This window comes from Streptomyces sp. NPDC036815, from assembly GCF_055609205.1.
Window position 1 is genome coordinate 23,634 of record NZ_JBVJPW010000002.1, and the last position, 22,826, is coordinate 46,459.

At 71.7% G+C, this 22,826-nt stretch carries 21 protein-coding genes; 9 read left to right on the forward strand and 12 right to left on the reverse strand.

Annotated elements, in window-relative coordinates; all coding sequences use genetic code 11:
- Positions 1-90: 90 nt before the first annotated feature.
- Together ACZ69I_RS06250 and ACZ69I_RS06255 are read right to left on the reverse strand one after the other, a co-directional pair.
- Positions 91-1,524, reverse strand: coding sequence for a NarK family nitrate/nitrite MFS transporter (locus ACZ69I_RS06250; RefSeq protein WP_470830685.1), 1,434 nt, complete (start codon positions 1,522-1,524; stop codon positions 91-93).
- A gap of 213 nt (positions 1,525-1,737) precedes the next feature.
- A complete protein-coding gene (locus ACZ69I_RS06255) occupies positions 1,738-1,902 on the reverse strand; it encodes a nitrite reductase (NAD(P)H) small subunit (RefSeq protein WP_470830686.1) in 165 nt (54 codons plus the stop codon).
- Positions 1,903-2,034: 132 nt separating this feature from the next.
- On the opposite strand from ACZ69I_RS06255, the gene ACZ69I_RS06260 reads away from it, so the two are divergent.
- From ACZ69I_RS06260 to ACZ69I_RS06275, 4 genes are all read left to right on the forward strand, one after another.
- The gene (locus tag ACZ69I_RS06260; RefSeq protein ID WP_470830687.1) at positions 2,035-3,288 is read left to right on the forward strand and encodes a low temperature requirement protein A; all 1,254 of its coding nucleotides are present in this window, start codon (positions 2,035-2,037) and stop codon (positions 3,286-3,288) included.
- A 25-nt stretch (positions 3,289-3,313) separates the two neighbouring features.
- A complete protein-coding gene (locus ACZ69I_RS06265) occupies positions 3,314-4,462 on the forward strand; it encodes a P1 family peptidase (RefSeq protein WP_470830688.1) in 1,149 nt (382 codons plus the stop codon).
- Positions 4,463-4,500: 38 nt separating this feature from the next.
- The gene (locus ACZ69I_RS06270; RefSeq protein WP_470830689.1) at positions 4,501-5,826 is read left to right on the forward strand and encodes a L,D-transpeptidase; all 1,326 of its coding nucleotides are present in this window, start codon (positions 4,501-4,503) and stop codon (positions 5,824-5,826) included.
- A gap of 184 nt (positions 5,827-6,010) precedes the next feature.
- The gene (locus ACZ69I_RS06275) at positions 6,011-6,793 is read left to right on the forward strand and encodes a DUF6227 family protein (protein ID WP_470830690.1); all 783 of its coding nucleotides are present in this window, start codon (positions 6,011-6,013) and stop codon (positions 6,791-6,793) included.
- 62 nt (positions 6,794-6,855) lie between these two features.
- Here the strand turns inward: ACZ69I_RS06275 and ACZ69I_RS06280 are convergent, their stop codons facing one another.
- The 5 genes from ACZ69I_RS06280 to ACZ69I_RS06300 form a co-directional block, all read right to left on the reverse strand.
- On the reverse strand, positions 6,856-7,119 hold the full coding sequence (locus ACZ69I_RS06280) for a hypothetical protein (RefSeq protein ID WP_470830691.1): 264 nt from the start codon (positions 7,117-7,119) through the stop codon (positions 6,856-6,858).
- Positions 7,120-7,283: 164 nt separating this feature from the next.
- Complete coding sequence (locus ACZ69I_RS06285; RefSeq protein ID WP_470830692.1) at positions 7,284-9,434, reverse strand: PTS fructose transporter subunit IIABC; 2,151 nt, start codon at positions 9,432-9,434, stop codon at positions 7,284-7,286.
- A 67-nt stretch (positions 9,435-9,501) separates the two neighbouring features.
- Positions 9,502-10,449 (reverse strand): 1-phosphofructokinase, encoded by a 948-nt coding sequence (gene pfkB, locus ACZ69I_RS06290; protein ID WP_470830693.1) that lies wholly within the window; start codon positions 10,447-10,449, stop codon positions 9,502-9,504.
- Positions 10,446-11,207: a DeoR/GlpR family DNA-binding transcription regulator gene (locus tag ACZ69I_RS06295; RefSeq protein ID WP_470831060.1), complete on the reverse strand. Its 762-nt coding sequence runs from the start codon at positions 11,205-11,207 to the stop codon at positions 10,446-10,448. The genes pfkB and ACZ69I_RS06295 overlap by 4 nt, the downstream gene beginning before the upstream one ends.
- 163 nt (positions 11,208-11,370) lie before the next feature.
- Positions 11,371-12,039: a TetR family transcriptional regulator gene (locus tag ACZ69I_RS06300; RefSeq protein ID WP_470831061.1), complete on the reverse strand. Its 669-nt coding sequence runs from the start codon at positions 12,037-12,039 to the stop codon at positions 11,371-11,373.
- A 64-nt stretch (positions 12,040-12,103) separates the two neighbouring features.
- Here ACZ69I_RS06300 and ACZ69I_RS06305 point away from each other — a divergent pair, with 64 nt between their 5' ends.
- Positions 12,104-13,444 carry an extracellular solute-binding protein gene (locus ACZ69I_RS06305; protein WP_470830694.1) on the forward strand — a complete coding sequence of 447 codons (1,341 nt, stop codon included), beginning with the start codon at positions 12,104-12,106 and terminating at the stop codon, positions 13,442-13,444.
- A 62-nt stretch (positions 13,445-13,506) separates the two neighbouring features.
- On the opposite strand, the gene ACZ69I_RS06310 is transcribed toward ACZ69I_RS06305, so the two are convergent.
- The gene (locus tag ACZ69I_RS06310) at positions 13,507-15,051 is read right to left on the reverse strand and encodes an MFS transporter (RefSeq protein ID WP_470830695.1); all 1,545 of its coding nucleotides are present in this window, start codon (positions 15,049-15,051) and stop codon (positions 13,507-13,509) included.
- 74 nt (positions 15,052-15,125) lie between these two features.
- Between ACZ69I_RS06310 and ACZ69I_RS06315 the strand changes: the two genes are divergently transcribed.
- Complete coding sequence (locus tag ACZ69I_RS06315; RefSeq protein ID WP_467672415.1) at positions 15,126-16,226, forward strand: helix-turn-helix transcriptional regulator; 1,101 nt, start codon at positions 15,126-15,128, stop codon at positions 16,224-16,226.
- Positions 16,227-16,281: 55 nt separating this feature from the next.
- On the opposite strand, the gene ACZ69I_RS06320 is transcribed toward ACZ69I_RS06315, so the two are convergent.
- Positions 16,282-17,280, reverse strand: coding sequence for a sigma-70 family RNA polymerase sigma factor (locus tag ACZ69I_RS06320; protein WP_467672417.1), 999 nt, complete (start codon positions 17,278-17,280; stop codon positions 16,282-16,284).
- A 183-nt stretch (positions 17,281-17,463) separates the two neighbouring features.
- Here ACZ69I_RS06320 and ACZ69I_RS06325 point away from each other — a divergent pair, with 183 nt between their 5' ends.
- Together ACZ69I_RS06325 and ACZ69I_RS06330 are read left to right on the forward strand one after the other, a co-directional pair.
- Entirely contained in the window at positions 17,464-17,628 is a 165-nt protein-coding gene (locus ACZ69I_RS06325; RefSeq protein ID WP_467672419.1) for a hypothetical protein, read from the forward strand.
- Between the two features lie 222 nt (positions 17,629-17,850).
- Complete coding sequence (locus ACZ69I_RS06330; RefSeq protein WP_470830696.1) at positions 17,851-18,906, forward strand: questin oxidase family protein; 1,056 nt, start codon at positions 17,851-17,853, stop codon at positions 18,904-18,906.
- 60 nt (positions 18,907-18,966) lie between these two features.
- On the opposite strand, the gene ACZ69I_RS06335 is transcribed toward ACZ69I_RS06330, so the two are convergent.
- Positions 18,967-19,737, reverse strand: coding sequence for a dioxygenase family protein (locus ACZ69I_RS06335; RefSeq protein WP_470830697.1), 771 nt, complete (start codon positions 19,735-19,737; stop codon positions 18,967-18,969).
- A gap of 106 nt (positions 19,738-19,843) precedes the next feature.
- On the opposite strand from ACZ69I_RS06335, the gene ACZ69I_RS06340 reads away from it, so the two are divergent.
- Positions 19,844-20,359 carry a MarR family winged helix-turn-helix transcriptional regulator gene (locus ACZ69I_RS06340; RefSeq protein ID WP_470830698.1) on the forward strand — a complete coding sequence of 172 codons (516 nt, stop codon included), beginning with the start codon at positions 19,844-19,846 and terminating at the stop codon, positions 20,357-20,359.
- 34 nt (positions 20,360-20,393) lie between these two features.
- Here the strand turns inward: ACZ69I_RS06340 and ACZ69I_RS06345 are convergent, their stop codons facing one another.
- Positions 20,394-21,914 carry an MFS transporter gene (locus ACZ69I_RS06345; protein ID WP_470830699.1) on the reverse strand — a complete coding sequence of 507 codons (1,521 nt, stop codon included), beginning with the start codon at positions 21,912-21,914 and terminating at the stop codon, positions 20,394-20,396.
- A gap of 87 nt (positions 21,915-22,001) precedes the next feature.
- Positions 22,002-22,661, reverse strand: coding sequence for a TetR/AcrR family transcriptional regulator (locus ACZ69I_RS06350; protein ID WP_470830700.1), 660 nt, complete (start codon positions 22,659-22,661; stop codon positions 22,002-22,004).
- Positions 22,662-22,826: the final 165 nt, after the last annotated feature.

Below are 22,826 nucleotides of genomic sequence, written 5' to 3' on the forward strand. Positions count from 1 at the left end.
AATCCCGTGGTAGCCGGGCACGAAAAGAGGGTGGGCCGAGTGCTCCCACACTCGGCCCACCCGGACCGGATCGCTCACGCCGTCCCGGCGTCAGCTGGGCGACTCCGCGCCCTTGCGGGCGTAGAACCACCAGGCCACCGCGATGCAGCTGACGTAGAAGGCCACGAAGCCCCACATCGCGCTGGTGACCGCGAAGTTGGCGAACATCGCCGGGATGAAGAAGAAGCCGTACGCCGCGATCGCGGAGGTGAAGCCGGTCACCGCGCCCGCTTCCATCTCCGACTCCTTCAGCGCCTTCGCGTACTCGGGCGTGCCCTCGGTCAGGCCCTTCAGGTGCTGATTGCGGAAGATCACCGGGATCTGGCGGAACGTGGAGCCGTTGCCGATGCCCGAGAAGAAGAACGCGCAGAGGAAGCAGGCGAAGAAGCCCCAGAAGTTGCCGTCGTCGCCGCCGGAGGGCAGGAAGTTGATGACGCCGATGATCGAGAGCGCCATGCCGACGAACGAGATGATGGTGACCTTCGCGCCGCCGATCTTGTCCGCGATCCAGCCGCCGGCCCAGCGGGCGAGCGCGCCCACGGCCGGCCCCATCCAGGCGTACGTGGCCGCGGAGTAGGCCGCGTCGATCGGGGTGAAGGTGGTCTTGATGAGCATCGGCAGGGCCGCGGCGAAGCCGATGAACGAGCCGAACGTACCGACGTAGAGCCAGGTCATCAGCCAGTTGTGCTTGCGCTTGAAGATGACCTTCTGCTGGCTGAAGGGGGTGGAGGCGACCTTGAGGTCGTTCTGGCCGAACCACGCGACGGCCGCCAGGATCACCAGGACCGGCACCCACAGGAACGCCGCGTTCTGCAGCCAGATCGCCGAGCCGTCGGCCTTGTGCTGGGCCGAGCCGACCGCGATGACCGAGCTGGTGATGACGATCGGGGTGAGCAGCTGGACGACGGAGACGCCGAGGTTGCCGAGACCGCCGTTGATGCCGGTGGCGTTGCCCTTGTCCTTCTTGGGGAAGAAGAAGCCGATGTTGGCCAGGGACGAGGCGAAGTTGGCGCCGCCGATGCCGCAGAGGGCCGCGATGGCGATCATCACGCCGTACGAGGTGTCGGGGTTCTGGACGGCGATGCCGAGCCAGATCAACGGGACGACCAGGACGACCGTGGAGAGCGCGGTGAAGCGGCGCTGGCCGATCATCGGGCCAAGGAAGGTGTAGAGGATCCGGGCGGTGCCGCCCGTCAGGCCCGGCACCGCGGTCAGCCAGAACAGCTGCGAGGTGGTGAAGCCGAAGCCGACGTCCTTGAGGTTGGTCGCGGTGACCGACCACACCTGCCAGACGACGAAGGCGACCAGGAGGGCGGGAACCGCGATCCACAGGTTGCGCGCGGCGACCTTCCTGCCGGTGGACTTCCAGAAGAGTTCGTTCTCCGGCTCCCAGTCGGTGATGGTCTTGCCGGGGCGGTACTGCGCGGGGTCGTACGAGGTGCCCGTGGGCGCGGTCCGCGTCTCTTGGGCGGCAGGCGATCTCATGTTGATTCCCAGTTCCCTCAGGGTCCCGACCTTGCTACGGGGCCTGACGTATCCACGATCACGCGCGCGGCGCTCCGGGAGCAGAGGCGTAGGGCACCTTTCGGCCAGGCCAAAGAGCGGGAAAGTGACGGGACTTCGGGCCCCGGACCGCGGGCCCCGGCGTGCTCGGAGCCTGGGTCGTATCCCCGGTCGGCCAGGAGCAGACGCAGGCTCTCAGAGCTCGTGCACCGGCGAGGCCATGACGGGACGGCCGTCGCGCGTGCTGAGGATGCCGTGGGCGATCACGTCGGCCCCGGAGAAGGGGTCGCGGTTGCCGACCGCGCAGACCCGGCCCGCACCGTCCTCGAAGAGCGCGGCCTCCGACCCGTCGGGCAGCACCGCGGCGCGGCACAGACCCGCCCGCCGACCCCGCGCATCCGCGCACCCGCGCTGTGCGTCGCCCGGGTGTCGCTGCTGTGCCCTTCGGCGCCGCCGCCTGATCCGAGAGTCGCTCTCTGCTGTTCTGAGGGCATGACGTCCACCCCCGCCTCCCCCGCCCCCGGGGACTCCTCGCCCTCCCCCGCCCCCGGAAGGCCCGCCCCCGGAAGGCCCGCCCCCTCGTCCATCGCCGAGCCACTGCGTCCCCTCCTCGCCCGCGGGCGCGACGAGGAGCACCGCGCCGCGACCCCGCTGGAGCTCTTCTTCGACCTGTGTTTCGTCGTGGCGGTGGCACAGGCCGGTGCCGAGCTGGTGCACGCGGTCGCCGAGGCGCACACGGGCGAGGGCATCCTCAATTACGCGATGATCTTCTTCGCGCTGTTCTGGGCCTGGGTCAACTTCTCCTGGTTCTCGTCGGCGTACGACAACGACGACGTGCTGTACCGCGTGGTCACACTGATCCAGATCGCCGGGGTCCTCGTCTTCGCAGCCGGGGTGACCAAGGCTTTCGAGGAGCACGACTTCCTGCTGGTCTGGCTCGGCTACCTGATCATGCGGATCGCGCTCTCCACCCAGTGGCTGCGCGTCGCCAAGGCCGCGACCGGCGCCGAGCGCGGCACCGCCCTGCGGTATGCGGCGGGTGTGGTGATCTGTCAGATCGGCTGGTCCGGACTGCTGTTCCTGCCGGAGCACGCCAGGCCCTGGCTGTTCCTCGCGATGGCGGTGGCGGAGATGTGCGTGCCGGTGATCGCGGAGCGCGCGTACACGACGCCCTGGCACCCGCATCACATCTCCGAGCGGTACGGCCTGTTCACCATCATCGTGCTCGGCGAGACCATCGCGGCGGCAACCGTCGCCGTGAAGTCGGGCATCGAGGAGAACGACGCGCTCGACGAGCTGCTGCCCATCGCCGCGGGCGGCCTCCTCATCGTCTTCGCCGCCTGGTGGATCTACTTCGTCGTGCCCATCCACGGCCGCCTCCGCGGCAACCGCCAGGCCTTCCTGTGGGGTTACGGGCACTACGTGATCCTCGGCTCGGCCGCCGCGATCGGCGCCGGGATCGAGGTCGCGGTCGAGCAGGCCGTCGGCAAGGCGCATCTCTCGACGCCGGCCGCGTCCGCCGCCGTGACCGTGCCGACGGCGCTCTATCTGTTCACCGTATGGGCTCTGCACTCCCGTTACTACAAGGTGGGGGCGGCGCAGCAACTGGTGCTGCCGGTGAGTGCGTTGGCGGTGCTCGCGAGTACGTTCGCGGGGCGCTGGGCCGTGCTCGTGGCGGGGATCGTGACGGCTGCGACGGTCGCGACGGGGGTGACGCTCACCGCCCGGATGGCACGCCGCGCGTGACCGTGGCCCGTGGTACGCCTTCCCCATGACGTCCGAGCCCGGGCCCGACTCCGGCCCCCCTTCCCCTCGCCCCACCGGTCCTCCCACCGGTTCTCCCATCAGTCCTCCCACCGGCCCTCCCATCAGTCCCCCCACCGGCTCCCTGACCGATGTCGCCGGTCTCCGCGTCGGGCACGCCACGCGGACCGGTGACGGCCGGCTCACCGGCACCACCGTCGTCCTCGCGCCCGAGGGCGGTGCCGTCGTCGCCGTGGACGTGCGCGGTGGCGGTCCCGGCACCCGGGAGACGGACGCCCTCGACCCGCGCAATCTGGTGCAGCGCGTCGAGGCCGTGGTCCTCACCGGCGGCAGCGCGTACGGCCTCGACTCCGCGTCGGGCGTGGTGGCCTGGCTCGAGGAGCGGGGCCGGGGCGTGCGGGTCGGCCCCGACCCCGCCCACGTCGTCCCCGTCGTCCCGGCCGCCTGCGTCTTCGACCTGGGCCGCGGCGGCGACTTCCGGGCCAGGCCGGACGCGGCGACCGGCCGGGAGGCCGCCGAGGCCGCCGCGCGCACCGCGCCGTTCACCCCCGTCGAGGAGGGCGGCGTCGGCGCGGGCACCGGCGCGGTGGTCGGCGCCTTCAAGGGCGGTGTCGGCAGCGCGAGCGTCCGCCTCGGCTCGGGGATCACGGTCGCCGCGCTGGTCGTGGCGAACGCCGCGGGCTCGGCGGTCGATCCGGCGACGGGCGTGCTGTACGGGAGGTACTTCGAGGGGCGGCGGGTCGACTACCCCGCGCCCGGGACCCACGAGGAGGCGAAGCGACGCCTCACCGAAGCCGCCGCCGACAACGGCCCGCCGCCCCTCAACACCACCCTCGCCGTGGTCGCCACCGACGCCGCGCTCAGCAAGGCCCAGGCGCAGAAGCTGGCCGGCACGTCGCACGACGGCATGGCGCGCGCGGTGCGGCCGGTCCATCTCCTCAACGACGGCGACACGGTCTTCGCCCTCGCCACCGGCGAACACGCCCTGGCCGCCGACAGTCCGCTCGCCCTCAACGAGATCCTCGCCGCGGGCGCGGACGTCGTGACGGCCGCGATCGTACGGGCGATGCTGGCGGCTGACTCGGTACGGACGCCGGGCGGCACCTTCCCCGCGTACAGCGACCTGTACAGCACACTGGGAGAAACGCACCAATAGGGGCAAATCCCCGCCTTGGCCCGCCCGTTGGGCCTTGAATGTGCCCACACTCACACCCGCCGCCGGGAACCTCCGGACGCGCGAGCGCGCTCTTCACTCGTACTGGATCAGAACACCTACTGGATCAGAAAACGTACTTGGAGCAGCCCGTGACAAGGTCGGTCATAGTCAACCCCCGGCGCCGTGCCCTGCTGGCCGCCACCGCGCTCGCCGCCGTGGGCGCGCTGACCCTGTCGGCCTGCGGAGGTGACGCGGACGCCAACGACGACAAGAAGGGCGGCTCGGCCGCCAAGGGCGCGGACATCACCATCTCGTCCAAGGACGGCGCCACCGACGCCTCGATCAACGCCACCGGCGTGAAGGTCAAGGACGGCAAGCTGACCAGCGTGAAGATGACGTCGGTGGCGTCCGGCACGGTGGTCGAGGGCACGATCTCCGGCGACGGTACGAGCTGGAAGCCCAAGTCGCAGCTGGAGCGCGGCACCAAGTACAAGGTGACCGCCAACGCCAAGGACGCCAAGGGCAACGCGGCGACCGAGAACGCGACGTTCTCGACGGTCTCCTCCGCCAACAGCTTCATCGGCACCTACACGCCGGACGGCGGCACCACGGTCGGCGTCGGCATGCCGGTCTCCTTCAACTTCGACAAGGCGATCACGGCGAAGAAGGACGTGCAGTCGCACATCACGGTCACGTCGAGCAGCGGCCAGAAGGTCGTCGGCCACTGGTTCGGCAACCAGCGCCTCGACTTCCGGCCCGAGGACTACTGGAAGGCCGGCTCCAAGGTCACGATGAAGATCAACCTGGACGGCGTGAAGGGCGCGGAGGGCGCCACCGGCGTGCAGAACAAGACGGTCACCTTCACCGTCGGGCGCGCGCAGGTCTCCACGGTCGATGTCGGCGCCAAGAAGATGACGGTCGAGCGCGACGGCAAGGTCATCAAGTCCGTCCCAATCTCGGCGGGCAGCCCGTCGAACCCGACGTACAACGGCAAGATGGTCATTTCGGAGAAGTTCACCCAGACCCGGATGAACGGCGACACGGTCGGCTTCGGCGGGGAGTACGACATCAAGGACGTGCCGCACGCCATGCGCCTGTCCTCGTCGGGCACCTTCATCCACGGCAACTACTGGGGCTCGCCCTCGATCTTCGGCAGCGCCAACACCAGCCACGGCTGCGTCGGCCTGCAGGATGCGCGCGGTGCCGGTGACCCGAACACCCAGGGCGCCTGGTTCTACAACAACTCCCTGATCGGAGACGTCGTGACGGTCAAGGGCTCGCCCGACAAGACCGTCGCCCCGGACAACGGCCTCAATGGCTGGAACATGTCCTGGAGCGAGTGGACGGCGGGCAGCGCGAGCTGACGCCGCACCCCTGACCCACCCCCTGGCACACCCTGAAACACCCCTGACGCACCACCAACTGAGCGAGCCGCACGGGAACTTCCCGGGCGGCTCGCGCGTTTTCCGTTTCCCGGACATGATGTCGGACCCAGGGGCTACGGTATGCACTCACCAGGTGACATGTAGCAACGCCGGGAGAAGAACCTTGAGCGTTCCGTACGACACCGCGTACGAGCCACCCGAGTCGCCCGAGCCACACTCCCCGGAGGAGCACCTCGAGCGACTCCTCGGCCGCGCCCTGAACTCCTTCGAGCTGCCGGACGAGGTGATGGCCCGCCTCGACTCGGCCCTCGCGCACGACAGTTCGCTGCACTCCGCGCACCACAGCGCGGGCCTGCACCGCGAGACGTACAAGCACACCTGGCTGCTCGCGGACGCCACTGTGCTCACGCTCTGGGAGCTCGTGCACAACACCGCGCCGGGCAGCGCCCCGACGCACGAGGTCTACGCCGACGAGGAAGAGGCGGGCGTCGCCACCTCACGGCTGCCGCTGCCGCCCGACACACCCGCGTGCGGCCGACCCGTCATGCTCCAGCTCCCGGCCGACACCGAGCCCCGGCACGCGTACGCACCCGACGACTCCGCGGACCACGCGCGCAGGCTGCTGCGCCGCGCGGAGAACCCGGACGGCGACCGTCCGGGCAGGAGCGTGGAGCGCCTGCTGCGTGCGGCGTTCGCGCACCAGATCACCCAGGCCTTCGGCCGCCCCTGCCTCTCCGGCGAGATCCGCATGTGCTTCTCGCTCTACGAGCACGCGTTCCTGCTCTTCGACGGCGGCGAGACCAGTCTGTGGGAGGTCGAGCACACGCTCACGCCCGACGGGCGCCACATGTGCGAGGTGTACGACACCGAGGAGGCGGCCCGCGCCGCGATGGAGCGCCGGGCCCAGGAGTGGATGCGGAGCCGGGACAGCCGGACACAGGGCTGAGCGTGCGAGCCCCCCAGGGGGCCGGTGGGGGCACGGGCAAGGGGACCCGGTGGGGCCGCGGGTCAGGGGCGGCCGTCGCCGAACTGTCGTACGAGACCGGCGAAGGCGTCCCGCTCGTCCGCGGTGAGCTCCACGGTCTCGGCCCGCGGGGGGCCCTGTTGGGCCGGCAGCGCGCGGAGCGCCGCCTGCGCCTGCACCTGGTGCGGCCCCTCCGTGTCGAAGCGGTCCCTGCGCATCACCCGCACCAGGCCGACGGCCCAGACGGCGGTCGCCACGGCCAGCGCGGCCACGCCTATCTGCTGAACGATCGATACATCCTGGAACATGCGGCCCAGTAGACAACAGGGACGGGGGCTTCCGACAGGGGAGATCAGGACTTAGGTCCCGAAGTGACGCAACTCGCACACTCCGGTCCCTGAACCCTTTTATCCGCTTCCCGAACCCTTTCACCCCCTTGCCCACCTTGGCCCCCGCCCCTGGGGGCACAGGCTCAGACCGCCGCCGACGCCCGCTTGTTTTCAGCCACTTCCGCCATCGGGGCAGCCGCGGCCACTGCCTCGTCCGCACCCGGGGGCAGCGTCTTCCTCGCGCCCTTGAGCAGGACGACCACGAGCGTCGAGACGCCGACACCGGCCGCGATCGCGACGAGGTAGAGCAGCGGCTGGCCGATCAGCGGGACCACGAAGACGCCGCCGTGCGGAGCGCGCAGCGTGCAGCCGAAGGCCATCGACAGGGCTCCGGTGACCGCGCCGCCCGCCATGGACGCGGGGATGACGCGCAGCGGGTCGGCGGCCGCGAACGGAATCGCGCCCTCCGTGATGAAGGAGGCGCCGAGGAACCAGGCCGCCTTGCCGTTCTCCCGCTCGGTCCTGGTGAAGAGGCGGCCGCGGACCGTCGTGGCGAGCGCCATGGCGAGCGGCGGGACCATGCCGGCCGCCATCGTCGCGGCCATCACCTTGAGGCTTCCGTCGGTCGGATGGGTCAGGCCGCCGATCGCGAAGGCGTAGGCCACCTTGTTGAGCGGGCCACCGAGGTCGAAGCACATCATGAGGCCGAGGATCACGCCGAGGATGATCGCGTTGGCTCCGGAGAGGCCCTCCAGCCAGTCGGTCAGCGCGCTCTGCAGGGAGGCGATGGGCTTGCCGACGACGAGGAACATCAGGAAGCCGACCACCGCCGACGAGATCAGCGGGATCACCACCACCGGCATGATCCCGCGCAGCACGGCCGGAATGCGGACCCGTTGGATGCCCATGACGACGGCGCCCGCGAGGAGCCCCGCGGCGAGACCGCCGAGGAAGCCCGCGTTGATGGTGACGGCGACCGAACCGCCGACGAAGCCGGGCACCAGACCGGGCCGGTCGGCCATGCCGTACGCGATGTAGCCCGCGAGGACCGGGACCAGGAAGGCGAAGGCGAGGCCGCCGATCTGGAAGAGCAGCGCGGCCCAGCTGGTGTGGTCCGTCCAGATGAAGTGCTCGGCGACGGACGGCGCCTTGTCGATCTTCCAGCCGCCGATGGCGAAGCCGAGGGCGATGAGCAGGCCCCCCGCCGCGACGAACGGGACCATGTAACTGACCCCGGACATCAGCCACTTGCGGAGCTTGGTGCCGTATCCGTCGCCCTCGTCCCCGGCGCCTTCCACCGGCGTGGGACCCGCGGGGGCGGTGGTCTCGCCGCGGGCCGCCTTCTCCCTCGCCTCGGCGATGAGTTCGGCGGGCCGGTTGATTCCGGCCTTCACCCCTACGTCGACGGTGGGCCTGCCCGCGAAGCGGGGCTTGTCCCGTACGGGGACGTCGTGGGCGAAGATCACGGCGTCCGCGGCGGCGATGACCTCCGGGTCCAGGCGCGTGAAACCGGCCGACCCCTGCGTCTCCACCGTCAGTTCGACGCCTGCCTCGCGGGCCGCGTTCTCCAGGGACTCGGCCGCCATGTAGGTGTGGGCGATGCCCGTGGGGCAGGAGGTGACGGCGACGATACGGAACGGCTCGGCCGCGCCGGGACCGGAATCCCCGACGGCCTGCTCGGCCTGCTCGGCCCGCTCGGCCACGGGGGCTTCGGTCACCGGCTCCTCGCCCCTGATCAGGGCCGCCGCCTCCGCCGCCGTCGGGGCGGAGCGCAGCGCGCCCGTGAACTCCCCGTCCATCAACTGCCGTGCCAGCGACGAGAGGATCGTCAGGTGGGCGTCGTCCGCGCCTGCCGGGGCGGCGATCAGGAAGATCAGGTCGGCGGGGCCGTCCGGCGCGCCGAAGTCGATGCCCCGCGCCGAGCGGCCGAAGGCGAGGGTCGGCTCGGTGACGTGCGCGCTGCGGCAGTGCGGGATGCCGATGCCGCCGTCCAGGCCGGTCGGCATCTGCGCCTCGCGCGCGGCCACGTCGGCGAGGAACCCGTCCAGGTCCGTCACGCGCCCGAGAGCCACCATGCGCTCCGCGAGGGAGCGGACCGCGGCGTCCTTGACCGCCGCGGCCGCCTCGGTCGCCTCGGTCCCCGCGGCCGCCTCGGTCGCCGCGCCCTCTCCGGCCGCTCCGGTCTCTTCGGTCGCTCCGGTCGCTCCCGCCTCTTCGGTCGCTGCCGTTGCCTTCGTTGCCGCGGACCGGTCGAGTTCGAGGTCGACCAGGTCCGCGGTGATCATCTCGCTCATCGCGGGCTCCTTCGCACGCGTATCGCCCGGCGGGCGGGGGCTGCTGGGGGGACGGTGGCAGGGGGCATCATGCGGCGGGCTCCGTCAGTACGCGGTCCAGCGGGACCTCGTCTGTCACGGTGACCGCCTCCGGCGCGAGGTCCGCCGGGGCGGGCATCACGCTGCCCGGCAGCTGTACCGCGGCGGCGCCGTGCGCCACGGCCGAGGCGAGCGCGCGGGGGCCCGAGCCGCCCGCGATGAGGAAACCGGCCAGGGAGGAGTCGCCCGCGCCGACGTTGCTGCGCACGGTGTCGACGGGGGCGCTCGCGAAGTACGCGCCCGACGCGTCGACCAGGAGCTGACCGTCGGCGCCGAGGCTGGCGAGGACGGCGCGCGCCCCGGCCGCCCGCAGCTCCCGCGCCGCCTTGACCGCGTCGCCGACCGTCGTGAGGGGGCGGCCCACGGCTCCGGCGAGCTCCTCGGCGTTGGGCTTGACGACATCGGGACGTTCGGCGAGCGCGGCGAGCAGCGCGGGCCCCGAGGTGTCCAGGGCGATCCGGGCGCCCGCCTCGTGCGCGCGGGCCACCAGCTCCGCGTACCAGGAGGGGCGCAGGCCGCGCGGCAGGCTGCCGCAGCAGGCGATCCAGTCGGCGCCCTGCGACCGCTCGCCGACGGTGGTGAGCAGCAGCTCCCGTTCCTGGTCGGAGAGTTCGGGGCCGGGGGCATTGATCTTGGTGAGCGTGCCGTCGGGCTCGGCGACCGCGATGTTGGAACGGGTCTGTCCGGACACCGGCACCGGGGCGACCTCGATGCCCTGCTCGTCGAGGAGCTGGGCGACGAGCGCGCCGGGTGCGCCGCCCAGGGGCAGCACGGCGACCGTCCGCACGCCCGCCGCCGCGACGGCCCGCGAGACGTTGACGCCCTTGCCACCCGGGTCCATGCGGTCGCCGGTGGCGCGGACGACCTCGCCCCGGTCGAGCGAGGGCACCTCGTAGGTGCGGTCGAGGGAGGGGTTGGGGGTGACGGTGAGGATCATGCGCGTACTACTTCCGTGCCTGCGGCCTCGATGGCGGCGGCGTCGTCGGGGTCGAGACCCGTGTCGGTGATCAGCAGGTCCACGTCGGCGAGGTCGCCGAAGCGGGCGAAGTGCTCCTGGCCGTGCTTGGCGGAGTCCGCGAGCAGCACGACGCGGCGGGCCGCGGCGACGGCCGCGCGCTTCACGGCGGCCTCGGCGAGGTCGGGGGTGGTGAGGCCGCCCGCGGCCGAGAAGCCGTTGGCGGCGAGGAAGAGGACGTCGGCGCGGATCTCGCCGTACGCCCGCAGGGCCCACGCGTCCACCGCCGCGCTGGTGCGCTGCCGGACCCGGCCGCCGATGAGGTGGAGCTGGATGCCGGGGTGGTCGGCGAGGCGGGCGGCGGTGGGCAGTCCGTGCGTGACGACGGTGAGCTGCGACTCCAGCGGGAGCGACGCCGCGAGCCGTGCCACGGTGGAACCGGCGTCGAGGATGACGCTGCCCTCGGCGGGCAGTTCGGCGAGTGCGGCGCGGGCGATGCGGTCCTTCTGGTCGGCGGCGGTGCTTTCGCGCTCGGCGAGGTCCGGCTCGAAGTCGAGCCGCCCGGCCGGGATGGCCCCGCCGTGCACACGGCGCACGAGACCGGCGCGGTCGAGCGCCTTGAGGTCGCGCCGGATGGTCTCCGCGGTCACCTGGAACTCTTCGGCCAGCGACAGCACGTCGACCCGTCCGCCGTCCCGCGCAAGGCGCAGGATCTCCTGCTGCCGCTCCGGTGCGTACATGTCCGTCTGCCTCCGCCGCATGCCCGAATCTGTGGTTTCACCCGCAGAGTACGGCCGCACCTCCGGAAAGTAAACAGATTCGGGCGCGACTCAGACACAAACGGACCTAAGTGCCGAGGTCGGGCCCCTTATGCCCGAAGGACACAGCCCATATGACCGGGACCTACGGCCAGCGGAACCCGTCGAGCGCGTCCAGACACCGCTCCGCGAGCGCGGCCGGTCCCCCGGCACCCCCGGCCGGATCCGACCCCACCGCCCAGGTCTCCACCGCGACCCGCACCGCCGCACTCGCGATCCCCGCCGCGAGGCGCAGCTCCAGCGCGGGCCCGGCGGCAGCGTCCGGCACCCGGGACCCCGACCGCTCGGCCAGGACCGCGAGCAGCGTCTGCTCCGAGGCGTGGCACGCGTCCGCCCACACCGAGCGCAGCACCGCGCTCTCCACCGCCATGCGCAGCAGCGCGCGCACCCAGTCCAGGGACTCGGCCGCCGCGGCGCCGTCGGCCGCGAGGGCGTGCGCGACCGCGTGCCGCAGCGCGTCCGGCACCGGCAGGTCCGCCGGCGCCCGGCGCACCGCCTCGGCCCACTGCTGGGCGCCCGCCGCGAAGAGCGGCGCCACCGCCTCCTCCTTGGTGGCGAAGTAGCGGTAGAACGTGCGCGGCGCGACACCGGCCGCGCGGGCGATGTCCTCGGCACGGGTGGCCCGCAGTCCGTCCGCGACGAAGAGCGCCGCCGCGGTACGGGCGATCTCCAGGCGGGTCTCGTTCTTACGTCGCTCCGTCAGCGAACTCGCAGGCACAGCAGGCGCATCAGGCACAGCAGGCGCATCAGGCATCTCAGGCATGCCAGGCAGGTTATGTCAGCGCCGCACGGGGAGCTCAGAGGCGCAAAGTGCCTGTGTGGCAGAATCTGCCACCGAAGGCGCGGTGGCGCGGTGCGGACAGCGCGCACCCGCGCACGCGGTGCGAGCAAAGGTGGCAACAGCGGTGCGTCGTCGGCAGTTCCTTCTCCACACGGCCGGTCTCGCCGGCGCCACCGCGCTCGGCGCCGGCGGCCTCAGCGCCTGCTCAGCGGAGACCGACACCCCGCTCAAGCTCCTCGTCGCGAGCTACGACAAGAGCGTGGGCTCCTCGATCGGCGACCAGTGGGGCAGCCTCATCGCCGCCTTCGAGAAGGCCCACCCGCACATCGCAGTCGACCTCGAACGCGTCCCGTTCGCCAAGCTCGACCGCACGCTGGCCCGGCGCGTGAAGGACGGCGACGCCCCGGACATCGCCCAGTCGAACTTCTTCGCGCCCTACGCCGAACAGGGCGAGCTCTACGGCGCGTCCGACCTCTTCGACGTCCGCACCGAGGGTGACTTCATCCGCTCCTACGCGGAGGCGGGCATGGTCGACCGCGTCCAGTACGGGCTGCCCTTCCTGGCCAGCACCCCGCGGCTCTTCTACAACAAGGCGCTCTTCAAGCAGGCCCGCGTCGAGGCCCCCCGCTCCTGGGCCGAACTGCGGGACGCCGCCAAGGCGTTGAAGGCGATCGGCGTGCCCACCCCCTACGGCCTGCAGCTGGGCCCGGAGGCCGCCGAGGACGAGGCGCTCGCCTGGCTGCTCGCGGACGGCGGCGGCTACGCCGGGCTCACCGGCTACGACTTCGCCACCGCGGGCAACATCGACACCCTGACCTGGCTGCGCGACAACCTCGTACGGCCGGGCCTCGCGGGCGCCGACCCGAAGTCGCTGACGAGGACGGACGCGTACGCACAGTTCCTGCGCGGCAGGATCGGCATGATGATCGCGCACCCGGTCCTGATGGGCGCCGCCGACCGGGCGAAGTTCCCGTACGCGCACGCCCCGTTCCCCAAGAAGCTCGGCGGCGCGGCGCCGCCCGTGGGGCTCAACGACTGGCTGATGGCGTTCAAGCGGAACGGGCGGCGCGAGCAGTGCGGCACGTTCCTGAGCCATCTGTACGGCCGCAAGTCCGCCCTGGCGTACGGCGGGAACCAGGCCGCGCTGCCGGTGACGAGCTCGGCGTCGGACGCCCTGCGCGAGGACCCGAAGCAGCGCCCGATGTGGGACTTCATCGACCAGATGCCGCAGGCACAGTTCCAGCCGACAAACCTCGGCTCGTGGCCGGAGGTCAGGAGCGCCGTGCGCACGCACATCGGCGAGGCGGTGGCCGAGGGCGGCGACCCGAAGGGCGTCCTGGAGTCCCTGGACGCCGCGGCGACCCGGGCCGAGCTGTAAGAGCCTGTCTTCAACGCCCGGTCCGGGCCCCGCGATCCGTACACCCAGGACGACCTCCCGGGTCAGGAGGACAACGCCGGTTCCCGCTCAGGCAGTTCGTCGCCGCCGTCGGAGGCGGGACCCTCGTCCGGCCCACTTCCCTCGACGTGCTGGCGAGGCTTCGCGGGCAGCGCGAACATCAGCAGGAAGATGACCACGAGGACGCCCGTCACCCACCACAGCGCGTTCTGGAACCCGTCCGCGAACTCCGCCGGGATGCGGTTCGGCGCGACGTGCTCGTCGATCACTCCGAAGAAGGCCACCGAGACCAGGCCGAGGCCGAGTGCGTTGCCCATCTGCTGCACGGTGTTGATGAGGCCGGAGGCCGAACCGGCGTGCTCCTTCGGGACGTCCGAGAGGACCGCGTCGGTGATCGGGGCCACGATCAGCCCCATGCCGATGCCCATCACCGCGAGCGGCAGCGCCATCTGCCAGGACGTGATGCCCGCGCCGTACCGGTCGGCCTCCCAGATGTAGACGAGCACGCCCGCGGCCATCGTCAGGGCTCCGGCCTGCAGCACCTTGCGGCCGAAGCGGGGCACGAGCTGCTGCACGGAGATGCCGGCCGCCGCCGAGACGGCGATCGAGAACGGCACGCCGGTGACGCCCGCACGCAGCGCGGTCCAGCCGAGGCCGACCTGCATGTAGAGGGTCCAGACGAGGAAGAAGATGCCGAGCGCGATGCCGAACACGGTCTGCACCGCGATGCCCGCCGCGAAGCTCTTCACCTTGAACAGCGAGAGCTCCACCAGCGGCGAACCGTCCTTCGCCGCCTTCCACTTCTCGTACGCGATCAGGGCGCCGAAGACGACGAAGGCGCCCGCCATCATGACGTACCCCCACACCGGCCAGTCCAGCTCGCGGCCGCGGGTCAGCGGGTAGAGCAGCATCAGCAGGCCGAGCGAGACCAGGACGACGCCGACGAGGTCGAGTTTGAGGGCCCGCGGCGCCTTGGACTCGGTGATGAACTTGCGGCCGAGCAACAGGCCCACGATGCCGACCGGCAGGTTGATGAGGAAGATCGGCCGCCACTGGAGGCCGAAGAGGTTCCACTCGGTGAGCAGCGCGCCGAGCAGCGGCCCGGAGACGGCGCCGAGGCCGACGACCATGCCGAAGAGGCCGAAGACCTTGCCGCGCTCGTGCGCCGGGAAGGTCGCGTGCACGATCGAGAGGACCTGCGGCACCATCATGGCGGCCATGCCGCCCTGCAGGATGCGCGAGGCGACCAGCATCTCCGGGTTCGCCGCGAAGCCGCAGAGCGCGGAGGCGATGGTGAACCCGGTGATGCCTATGAGGAAGAGCCGTTTGCGGCCGTGGATGTCACCGAGCCGCCCGCCGGTGATGAGACCGGCGGCGAAGGCGAGCGCGTAGCCCGCGGTGATCCACTGGATCTGGCTGAGGGAGGCGCCCTCGTTCCGCTGGATGGACGGGATCGCGATATTGACGATCGTCACGTCGACGAGGTCCATGAAGGCGGCTGTCATCACGATGGCCAGGGCGAACCAGCGCCGCCGGTCGCCGGCGGCCACCGGCGTCCCGGGTACTGAAGTGGTGCTCGGTGAAGTCATGCCGATCAGGCTAGAGGCCATGTAGGACAGCTCACGACCTAATTCTCCGGCATCCTGGACGGCATGGGGATGACGTGAGGACGGGCGAGGGCGACGTGGCCGAGGACGACATGGGTGCGTACGACGTGACGGCGGACGGCGCGAGGCCGGGCGCCGGGGCGACCGGCACCACCACGAAGCGGCCGACCGCGACGGGCACAGGCGGCGCCGACACCCCCGCCCGGCTCTTCCAGCTCCTCTCGCTCCTCCAGACGCCCCGCGAGTGGCCCGGCGCCGAGCTCTCCGAGCGGCTCGGCGTCAGCAGGCGCACGGTGCGCCGGGACATCGACCGGCTGCGGGACCTCGGCTATCCGGTGCGGGCCAGCCAGGGCGCGGCGGGCGGCTACCGCCTGGTCGCGGGCAAGGCCATGCCTCCGCTGGTCCTGGACGATGAGGAGGCGGTGGCCATCGCGGTCGGCCTGCGGGCCGGGGCGGGGCACGCGGTGGAGGGCGTCGAGGAGGCGTCGGTACGGGCGCTCGCCAAACTGGAGCAGGTGCTGCCGTCCCGCCTGCGCCACCGGGTCTCCGCGCTGCAGATCGCGACGACGCCGCTGACGAGCGGGGACGGGGCGAGCATCGCGCCGGAGACGCTGACGGTGATGGCGTCGGCCGCGGCCGGCCACGAACGCCTGCGGTTCGCCTACCGCGCGGGCGACGGCACGCAGTCGCGGCGGCTCGCCGAGCCGTACCGCCTGGTGTCGACGGGGCGGCGCTGGTACCTCGTGGCGTACGACATCGACCGTGAGGACTGGCGGACGTTCCGGGTGGACCGGGTGAGCGAGCCCTTCGCGACGGGTGCGCGCTTCGCCCCGCGGGCGCTGCCCAACGGGGACGCCGCGCAGTTCATCCGCGATTCGGTGTGGCGCGGCCGTCAGTCCTACGAGCTGGACGTGACCTTCGCCGCGCCCGCGGAGTTCGTCACCGCGCGCATGCCGTCGGGGATCGGCCCCCTGGTCTCCCTGGACGACCACCGCTGCCGCCTGCGCACCACGTCGACGGACTCCATCGAGTGGCTGGCCGTCCGCCTGGCGGTCATGGACTGCGACTTCACGGTGCACGGACCCGCTGAACTGGTCTCGTGCGTAAGGGAGATGGGCGCACGCCTGTCACGGGCGTCGGGGGACACCCCGGACTGACGACGGACCGACAGCGGGCGGTACCCCAACCCCGTGCCCCGTTGAGCGGGCCGCCCTAGGCCGCCGCGTCGAAGCCCGTGTCCCGTGCCAGCTTCTTCAGTTCGAGCAGCGCGTGCTTCTCGATCTGCCGGATGCGCTCGCGGGTCAGCCCGTGCTCCTTGCCGACCTCCGTCAGCGTCCGCTCCCGGCCGTCGTCGATGCCGTACCGCATCTTGATGATGGAGGCCGTGCGCTGGTCGAGGCGGCCTATCAGGTCGTCGAGCTCCTCGCTGCGCAGCAGGGAGAGGACGGACTGCTCGGGCGAGACCGCGGAGGTGTCCTCCAGGAGGTCGCCGAACTGGGTGTCGCCGTCGTCGTCCACGCCCATGTTCAGCGAGACGGGGTCGCGTGCCCAGTCCAGGACGTCCGTGACGCGCTCGGGCGTCGAGGAGAGCTCCTTGGCGATCTCCGCGGGCTCCGGCTCCCGGCCGTTCTCCCGGTTGAACTCGCGCTGCACGCGGCGGATCCGGCCCAGCTCCTCCACCAGGTGGACGGGGAGGCGGATGGTGCGGGACTGGTCGGCTATGGAGCGGGTGATGGCCTGGCGGATCCACCACGTGGCGTACGTGGAGAACTTGAAGCCCTTGGCGTAGTCGAACTTCTCGACGGCGCGGACCAGGCCCGCGTTGCCCTCCTGGATCAGGTCGAGGAGGGGCAGGCCGCTGCGCGGATAGCGGCGGGCCACCGCGACGACCAGGCGGAGGTTCGAGCGGATGAAGACGTCCTTGGCCCGCTCGCCGTCGGCGACGAGCGCTTCGAGCTCCTCGCGGCCCGCGGTGACCTTGCTGTCCTCGACCTCGCCGTCCAGGATCTTCCTGGCGTACACCCCCGCCTCGATGACCTGGGAGAGCTCCACTTCCTTGGCGGCGTCGAGCAGTGGCGTACGCGCGATCTCGTCGAGGTACATGCCGACCAGGTCGCGGTCGGCGATCTCCCCGCCTACGGCGCGAACACTGCGCGCCGCGTCGCTTCCGCCGGAGGCGGACTTACGACGGGCGACGGCACGGGTTGCCATGCGTGCTCCCTTGCGATGTGGTTGTCCTGGTCGGCCCATGTGTGGGGCCTCTGTGGTGGATGGCACACCCTCGGGTGCCCTGCATCCGATGGAAACAACGACTGGAATCCGGACAGAATTCCCAAGCCGACCATCTTTTTTCCTGACGGTGCAGTACCCTGTGCGGCCACGCAGGGCGGCCGGATGGTGTCGGAGGGTGCAGAGATCCAGGTCAAGCCGGGTGTCGAGGCCGACCTCGAAGCCCTGAAGGACCGCTGCCACCACTTCGTGCGAGAGACGGCCGTCACCTTCGACGCCGTCGTCCTCCGCCCGGAAGAGCGCCGCCCTTGGCTGCTCTCCCGCCCCTGAAGACGGCCCGCACCGCCCGTTGGTTGCTCACCGGCGCGATTCCGGCCCTCACCCTGATCGTGTGCTCGGTTACGCGACGAGTACTCCTTCGAAACAGCCCTTTCCGGCAGCCCCTGCCGACGTCCCTTCCCGACCGAAGTGGGGTACGAGCCGCCCCTCGGCCCCCGGACCTAGGCCCCGAGACCGTTCCCCGCCCGCAGGTCAGCGGCCTACGGTCCCCCCATGAACGACACAGGCGCAGGCGCCACGACGGGCGCTACGACGGGCGGCACATCGGGCACCCTCGACGAAGCCCTCGAGCGGCTGCACGCCGCCGGACCCGAGCGGCTCGGCCGCCTCACCAATCACGCGCCGATGGCCGTCGAGGCACTCGCCGCGCGCGGGCAGGCGGGCGCCGTCCACCGCTGGCTCGATCTCTACGCCCCCAAACTGGAGGAGTTTCCCTCCTCGGTCGAGCCGGTCACCGAGGAGAACTGGCCCGCCGCGCTGGGCGACCCGCGCCGCGCCGCGGACTGGATCGCCCACTTCCGCCGGGAGACCGGGGAACGCCCCTGGCGCGACGTGCTCGCCGAGTGGTGGCCGCGCCTGCTCCCCGGCCTGTACGGCGGCTCCACGCACCCGGTGATCAGGGTGGGCCACGCCGTGCGCGCCCTGGCGGAGGGCGGCGACACCGCGCCCCGCCTCGCCGAGCTCGCGCACGGCCTCGGCTACTGGGCCGCCCGGCACCGCCCCGTCACCGGCATCGCCCCGCTGCCGGGCGCCCTGAGCGCGGCGGACGCCCTGGAAGCGGTGCCGCCGATCGACGGACGTACGGCGGGCAGCTTCCCCGAACGGCTCGGACGGGTCGGCGCCCTGCCGCGGTGGGGCGCCACCGTGACGGACCCCGAAGAGGCGCGGCGCGGGCTGACCGAGCTGGTGCGGGCGGCCACCCACCGGTACGCCACGCACGGCCACGGCGAGGAGACGATGCTGGTGCACGTGGCGACCGCGCCCAACGCCGTGCTGCGCGCCCTGCCCGCGCTCCCCCGCACCCTGTGGGTGCCGAGCCTGCACGCCGCGTGGACCGCGTCGGCGGCGGTCACCGCCATGTACGCGCCGGACGAGCCGGTGGCGTACACCGCTCCCGGCACGTACACCGCCGAAGAGGTCTTCGAGCGGGCCCTCGCGCACGGCGACGAGCACGTCATCAAGCTGACGGACACGGCCCTTGACGTCGGCGATGAACAGGCCCTGGCGGCGGCCCTGCGCGCGATGGAACTCAGCGAACCGCTCGCCTGAAGCGAACCGCCCGTCCGAAGCGAACCGCCCGTCCGAAGCGATCCCCTCGCCCGACCCGCGTCACCCGAACTGCACCGACCTCTTCGCGAGCCCCATCCAGAACCCGTCGATCACGCTGCGCTGCCCGCCGAGGTCCCCCGCGGCCTCGGCCGCGCCGAGCGTCACGAAGAGCGGTGCGAAGTGCTCGGTGCGCGGGTGGGCGAGCTGCCCGGCCGGGGACTTGTGCCCGAAGTCGAGCAGCGCGTCCACGTCGCCCGCCTCCAGGGCCTCGTGCCCCCAGGCGTCGAACTCCGCCGACCAGGAGGGGACGCCGCCCTGCCGCAGCGCCGCCAGGTTGTGCGTGAAGAAGCCGCTGCCGACGATCAGCACGCCCTCGTCGCGCAGCGGCGCCAGCTTGCGCCCGATGTCCATGAGGCGGCGCGGGTCGAGGGTCGGCAGGGAGATCTGCAGGACGGGGACGTCGGCGTCCGGGTACATCTCCACGAGCGGCACGTACGCGCCGTGGTCGAGCCCGCGGTCCGGCACGTCCTGCACGGGCGTGCCGGGCGCGCGCAGCAACGCCCGTACGGAAGCGGCGAGTTCGGGTGCGCCGGGGGCCGCGTACGTCACCCGGTAGTAGTGCTCGGGGAAGCCCCAGAAGTCGTACACGAGCGGCAGCGTCTCGGTGGCGGACAGGGCGAGCGGCGCCTCCTCCCAGTGGGCGGAGACCATGAGGATCGCCTTCGGGCGCGGCAGCCCCGCGGACCAGGCGGCCAGCTCGCCGGGCCAGACCGGGTCGTCGGCGAGGGGCGGGGCGCCGTGGCTGAGATACAGGGCGGGCATGCGGGACATCGCGCACCTCCGAACGGGACCAAGTACTTGAAAGCTCAAGCTCTACGGTCCGAGCGTACGCAGGGTTTGTTCAAAGTTCAAGGAACGACCTCGTACAGTGGGGTACATGGATACGGCAGCGACCCCTCCCCCGGCCGACGACCCGCGCTGGCTGGACGGCGACGAGCAGCGCGTCTGGCGCTCCTACCTCCAGGCGACCACGCTTCTCGACGACTTCCTCGACCGCCAGTTGCAGCGCGACGCGGGCATGCCGCACATGTACTACGGCATATTGGTCCAGCTGTCCGACGCGCCCCGGCGGCGCCTGCGGATGACCGAGCTGGCCAAGACGATGAAGATCACCCGGTCCCGCCTCTCGCACGCGGTCGCGCGCCTGGAGAAGAGCGGCTGGGTGCGTCGCGAGGACTGTCCCTCCGACAAGCGCGGGCAGCTGGCGATCCTCACGGACGAGGGTTTCGAGGTACTGCGCAGGACGGCTCCCGGCCATGTCACCGCCGTCCGCCAGGCCCTCTTCGACCGGCTCACCCCCGAACAGCAGAAGTCCCTCGGCGAGATCATGACGATCGTCGCCGAGGGACTCCAGCCGAAGGAGGCCGGGGCGGACCTCCCCTGGCTCCGCTAGGGTCTCCGCCGTGGAGAGGCACCCCTGAACAGCATCAGTGCGCCAGCACCGGCACCTTGATCTCGTCCTCGACGCCGTCCTCCGAGGAGGCCGAGGCGCTGCCGCCCTGGGCGCCGGTGGTGATGAACGTCGCCGCGATCACCGCGGAGACCGCCAGGATGCCGACCGCCCACCAGATCGCGCTGGTGTAGCCCTCGACCATGGCCTGCGCCTGGAGGAGCTGCGCGTTGGTCGCGCCGGCCGCGTGGTCCGTGAGGTACGCGGTCGTCGCCGAGGCGGCGATCGTGTTCAGGAGGGCCGTGCCGATGGCGCCGCCGACCTGCTGCGAGGTGTTGACCATCGCAGAGGCGACACCGGCGTCACGGGCCTCGACGCCGTGCGTGGCCAGCGACATGGCGGGCATGAACGCCGTACCCATGCCCAGACCCAGCATCAGCTGCGCGGGCAGGATCAGACCGGCATACGAGCTGCCGATCTCCATCTGCGTCAGGAGCAGCATGCCGAGGGCGGCGAGCAGGAAGCCCGGAGCCATCAGCAGCCGCGGCGGGACGCGGGTCATGAGGCGGGCGCCGATCTGCGTGGAGCCCGTGATCATGCCGACCATCATCGGCAGGAAGGCGAAGCCGGTCTTGACCGGCGAGTAGCCCTTCACGACCTGCAGGTAGTACGTGAGGAACAGGAACAGGCCGAACAGCGCGATGACGGCGAGACCCAGCGACAGGTAGACACCGCCGCGGTTGCGCTCGGTCAGGACGCGCAGCGGCAGCAGCGGCGACTTGACCTTGGCCTCGGTGCGGACGAACGCGGCGAGCAGCACGACGGACGCGACGAACATCGTCACGGTCACGCCGTCCGACCAGCCCGCGGACTCGGCGCGGGTGAAGCCGTAGACGAGCGCGACCAGGCCGAGGGTGGACAGGACCACGCCCGGGATGTCGAGCGGCGAACGGTTGCGGCCGCCGGCCGGCTCACGGATGACGAAGTACGCGCCGAGGGCGGCGATCACCGCGAACGGGACGTTCACGAAGAAGGTCCAGCGCCAGTTCAGGTACTCGGTGAGGAAGCCGCCGAGGACCAGGCCGACGGCGCCGCCGCCACCGGCGATCGCGCCGTAGATGCCGAAGGCCTTGGCGCGCTCCTTGGCGTCGGTGAACATCACCGCGAGCAGCGAGAGAGCGGCGGGCGCGAGCAGCGCGCCGAAGACGCCCTGCAGGGCGCGGGCGCCCAGCATCATGACCTCGCCGGTGGCGGCGCCACCGAGCGCGGAGGCCGCGGCGAAGCCGATCAGGCCGGTCACGAAGGTGCGCTTGCGGCCCCACAGGTCGGCGATGCGGCCGCCGAAGAGCAGCAGTCCGCCGAAGGCGAGCGCGTAGGCCGTGATGACCCACTGGCGGTTGCCGTCGGATATGCCGAGGTCCTGCTGGGCGGAGGGCAGCGCGATGTTCACGATGGTCGCGTCGAGCACGACCATCAGCTGGGCGAGAGCGATGAAGACCAGCGCTCTCCAACGGTTGGAGTCAGGCCCCGAAGTGGGCTTGAGGGCAGTGTCAGACATAGGGAGTAGCCACCTAGCGGTACGGAGTGTGCAAGAAGAACGGCCTGTGCGAGACCGGCCGGAAGACAAGAGGCGTCGATGGTCCTGTCAGTGGTCCTGTCGGAGGTCCTCCAGAGTCGCGGCTTCCCCCGGGAGCTCGGACCGTGCGGGAGCCATCAGGCCATCGAGGAAGAGTTGCAGATGACGGTGGATGAAGCCGTCCATGCTCGGGCAGGCCGTACCCGGCAGCGGCCGGGTGAGCTGGGAGAGGGCGACCATCAGGTCTCCGACGGCGATGTCGGTGCGCAGCTGCCCGGCCGCACGGGCCCGCTCCATGAGGCCTTCGATGGACAGTTCGAGCTGCTCACGGGCGTCGAGCAGGTCGGGGTGGAAGGGGTCGAACTCGGGCGAGAGCATCGGGCACATGGCGCCGATCCGCTCCTCGGCGGCGGCGTGCACGAAGGTGCGCAACGCCCCGAACGCGGCGCCCTCGGCGGCGTCCGCCGTCGCGATGCCCTGTTCGGCGAGGGCCGCGACGCGCTCCATGACGGTGCGGACGACCTGGCGGACGAGTTCGCCGCGGTCGGCGAAGTGACGGTAGACCGTGGCGTTGCCGACACCGGCCCGGCGCGCGACCTCGTCGAGGGGCACGTCCGCCCCGTGCTCCACGAACATCTCGCGTGCGGCGGCGACGATCCGCTCCCGGTTGCGCAGGGCATCGGCCCGCGGGCGGGCGGCTCGGCGCTGCGGGGCGGTGGCGGTGTCCACGGCTGCTCCTCGGTTCACAGGGGGCGCGGGGCCCCGACGGTGTGGTGCTCGGCTCCGGTGATCCGGGGAGTCTCTCCCCGTTTCGCGCGAACACCCTTCTAAACGGGGAGAGAGTCCCCGGATATTTCACCACCACATGTGACCTGCGTCACACCACAAGCCCCG

Coding starts and splice junctions, on each gene's coding strand:
- ACZ69I_RS06260 (WP_470830687.1), top strand. CDS start 2,035: ATGACGTCCACCCCCGCCTCCCCCGCCCCCGGGGACTCCTCGCCCTCC.
- ACZ69I_RS06295 (WP_470831060.1), bottom strand. CDS start 11,207: ATGTACGCACCGGAGCGGCAGCAGGAGATCCTGCGCCTTGCGCGGGAC.
- ACZ69I_RS06330 (WP_470830696.1), top strand. CDS start 17,851: ATGAACGACACAGGCGCAGGCGCCACGACGGGCGCTACGACGGGCGGC.
- ACZ69I_RS06320 (WP_467672417.1), bottom strand. CDS start 17,280: ATGGCAACCCGTGCCGTCGCCCGTCGTAAGTCCGCCTCCGGCGGAAGC.
- ACZ69I_RS06250 (WP_470830685.1), bottom strand. CDS start 1,524: ATGAGATCGCCTGCCGCCCAAGAGACGCGGACCGCGCCCACGGGCACC.
- ACZ69I_RS06280 (WP_470830691.1), bottom strand. CDS start 7,119: ATGTTCCAGGATGTATCGATCGTTCAGCAGATAGGCGTGGCCGCGCTG.
- pfkB (WP_470830693.1), bottom strand. CDS start 10,449: ATGATCCTCACCGTCACCCCCAACCCCTCCCTCGACCGCACCTACGAG.
- ACZ69I_RS06340 (WP_470830698.1), top strand. CDS start 19,844: ATGGATACGGCAGCGACCCCTCCCCCGGCCGACGACCCGCGCTGGCTG.
- ACZ69I_RS06335 (WP_470830697.1), bottom strand. CDS start 19,737: ATGTCCCGCATGCCCGCCCTGTATCTCAGCCACGGCGCCCCGCCCCTC.
- ACZ69I_RS06270 (WP_470830689.1), top strand. CDS start 4,501: ATGTGCCCACACTCACACCCGCCGCCGGGAACCTCCGGACGCGCGAGC.
- ACZ69I_RS06285 (WP_470830692.1), bottom strand. CDS start 9,434: ATGAGCGAGATGATCACCGCGGACCTGGTCGACCTCGAACTCGACCGG.
- ACZ69I_RS06310 (WP_470830695.1), bottom strand. CDS start 15,051: ATGACTTCACCGAGCACCACTTCAGTACCCGGGACGCCGGTGGCCGCC.
- ACZ69I_RS06345 (WP_470830699.1), bottom strand. CDS start 21,914: ATGTCTGACACTGCCCTCAAGCCCACTTCGGGGCCTGACTCCAACCGT.
- ACZ69I_RS06325 (WP_467672419.1), top strand. CDS start 17,464: ATGGTGTCGGAGGGTGCAGAGATCCAGGTCAAGCCGGGTGTCGAGGCC.
- ACZ69I_RS06300 (WP_470831061.1), bottom strand. CDS start 12,039: ATGCCTGATGCGCCTGCTGTGCCTGATGCGCCTGCTGTGCCTGCGAGT.
- ACZ69I_RS06265 (WP_470830688.1), top strand. CDS start 3,314: ATGACGTCCGAGCCCGGGCCCGACTCCGGCCCCCCTTCCCCTCGCCCC.